At 68.4% G+C, this 2,535-nt stretch carries 4 protein-coding genes; all 4 read left to right on the top strand.

What is annotated here, in order from left to right; all coding sequences use genetic code 11:
• The coding region (locus VFP86_06205; protein ID HET8999221.1) for an MMPL family transporter at positions 1-360 on the top strand (360 nt) is incomplete at its 5' end.
• A 3-nt stretch (positions 361-363) separates the two neighbouring features.
• On the top strand, positions 364-1,431 hold the full coding sequence (gene secF / locus VFP86_06200) for a protein translocase subunit SecF (protein HET8999220.1): 1,068 nt from the start codon (positions 364-366) through the stop codon (positions 1,429-1,431).
• Between the two features lie 10 nt (positions 1,432-1,441).
• Entirely contained in the window at positions 1,442-1,771 is a 330-nt protein-coding gene (locus tag VFP86_06195) for a LapA family protein (GenBank protein ID HET8999219.1), read from the top strand.
• 39 nt (positions 1,772-1,810) lie between these two features.
• The coding region (locus VFP86_06190; GenBank protein HET8999218.1) for a DHH family phosphoesterase at positions 1,811-2,535 on the top strand (725 nt) is incomplete at its 3' end.

Genomic DNA, 2,535 nt, shown 5'->3' with positions numbered 1-2,535 from the left:
GGCGTGGCCGTGGACGCCAACGTCATTATCTTTGAAAAAGTCAAAGAGGAGCTCCGGGGCGGGAAAACCCTGCGCGCCGCGGTCGCGACAGGATGGAGTCGGGCCATCGTGACCATCCTGGACTCGAACGCGACGACGCTGATCGGCGCCCTCGTCCTGCTGTGGCTGGGCACCGGGCCGGTTCGCGGGTTCGCCGTGACCCTGATCCTGGGGATCCTCACCAGTATCTTCACCGCGATCATGGTGACCCGAGTGTTTGTCGATATGGCGCTCGAGACATCGGCCGCGCCGTGGATCCAGCGCCTCGGCAGAGTCGGCGGCCGGGGCCGCACGGGCGCGCCCAGCGCGGCGGGAGAGTAGCCCGTGGCGCCCCGAACGTTCGACCTGATCGGCCGGCGACGGTGGTGGTACGCGCTCTCGCTCGCGGTGATCGTCCCCGGGCTGATCGCATTGTACGTCCACCACGTCCGCGACCATCACGCCCTCAACTGGGGGGTCGATTTCACGGGAGGCAACTCGCTCGAGTTGCGCATCCCCCAGGCATTTGCCGTCGGCGACGTGCGCCAGGTGATGGATCGGTTCCAGTTGGGGGATGCGATCATCCAGCGCTCAGGGGACACGGAGGTCTTCATCCGGACGCGCCCGCTGACGCAGCCGCAGACCAATGCGATCATCGATGCCGTGACCACCCGGTTTCCCGGCACCAAGATGCTCCGGGCGGACACGGTCGGGCCCGAGATTGGGGCCGAGTTACGGAATATCGCCATCCTGGGCGTCGTGATCGGGATTATCCTGCAGGTCATCTACATCTCGTTTCGCTTCCATTCGGTGCGGTTCGCGATCGCCGCCGACATCGCGCTGCTCCACGACCTCCTGGTGGTCATCGGGGCCTTCGCGCTGACGCAGCGAGAAGTCAACAGCAGCTTCCTGGCCGTGCTCCTCACGGTCGCCAGCTACTCGATCAACGACACCATCGTGATCTTCGACCGGATCCGCGAGAACCTGGGCTTTCGGACCAGGGAGCCCTTTGAGCATCTGGTGAACCGCAGCGTGCTCGAAGCGCTCGTCCGGTCGATCAACACGGCGATGACCGCGGTGCTGGCGATCGGCGCCGTGTACGTGTTTGGCGGTGAGACCATTCGCGATGTCGCCTTTGGCCTGGTCGTGAGCATTATCACGGGCGGGTACTCCTCGATCTTCAACGCCAGCCCGATCCTCGTAGACTGGCACAACTGGTCGGACCGGCGCCGCCGTCCCGGCGGCGCCGAGGCCAAGGCCGCGCGCGCCGACGACCGAGCGCCGGAGCGCGCCACGCCCACGACGGCCGCCGACGACCACGAGGAGTCCACCCCCGCCGCGCTCGGAGCGGGGGCCGGTCGCCCCCAGCCTGTCACCGGAAGGCGCCGCCGGGGCGGCCGCCGTCGGAGGTAGGGGACCAGCCATGGGCGGGACGATGTTCTGGTTGCTGCTGTGGCTCGTCGTGATCACGGTGTTTGCCCTGAGCAACCTGACAACCGAGACGGTGAAGTTCTGGCAGTGGCCGGTGTACACCGGGCCGCTCGGCATGATCATTGTCGGTGCCGGGGTGCTCGGAGCGCTGCTGACATATGTGGGATCGCTCGCCCATCACACCCACCAGATGCGGCAGATCCGCGCCCTACGCGAGAGCGTCCGCGCGCACGAGGCCCGAGAGGTGCCGCCGTCGCTCGGCGGCGGGGCCTCGGTGACGCCCATGACGGGAAGTCCTGCCGGAGAGCCGCGCAGGCCCTGAGGGTCTCGTCCTTCCCCCGAGCGATATAATGGTAACAAGATGGGTACGCCCACATGGGTAATCGCGCCGTCTGACGATGCCGCGGGGGACCTCGCTGGTGCGCTGGGGATCCATCCGCTCACGGCGGCGCTCCTGCGCCGCCGCGGGTACGCGACCGTCTCGGACGCCCGACGATTCCTCGATCCGCGCCTCGAAGACCTGTCCGATCCGGAGTCCCTTCGAGGGCTACGGGCCGGCGTGGATCGCGTGGCCCGGGCCATCACCGCGGGCGAGCGGATCGCGATTCACGGCGACTACGACGTCGACGGCATCTCGGCCACCGCGATCCTGCTCCGGGGGCTCCGTTCTCTCGGGACCGACCCGCTGTGGTATCTTCCTCACCGCCTCAACGATGGGTACGGGCTTGGGATCCGCGCCATCGACGCCCTCGCCGCACAGGGAGCGCGGCTCCTCATCGCCGCGGACTGCGGGATCACCGCGTCCGACGCGGTCGGGCATGCGCGGATGCTGGGACTGGACGTGGTCGTCCTGGATCACCACACCCCCGCCGCCGAACGGCCGGCGGCCATTATCATCGAGCCCGCGCGTGAGGACGGGACCGACACGCTGTTATGCGCGGCGGGCCTGGCGTTCATGTTCATGGCGGCGCTGCGGAGGCGGCTCGGGATGAGCCCCACGGTGGCCGCGGGGATGGCCTCGCTCGCGGCCCTCGGGACCGTGGCCGATGTGGTGCCGCTGCTTGACGATAATCGCCGCATCGCCGC

This window comes from bacterium (assembly GCA_035703895.1).
Taxonomy (GTDB): Bacteria; Sysuimicrobiota; Sysuimicrobiia; order Sysuimicrobiales; family Segetimicrobiaceae; genus Segetimicrobium.
This window is presented reverse-complemented; position numbering and strand designations above follow the sequence as displayed.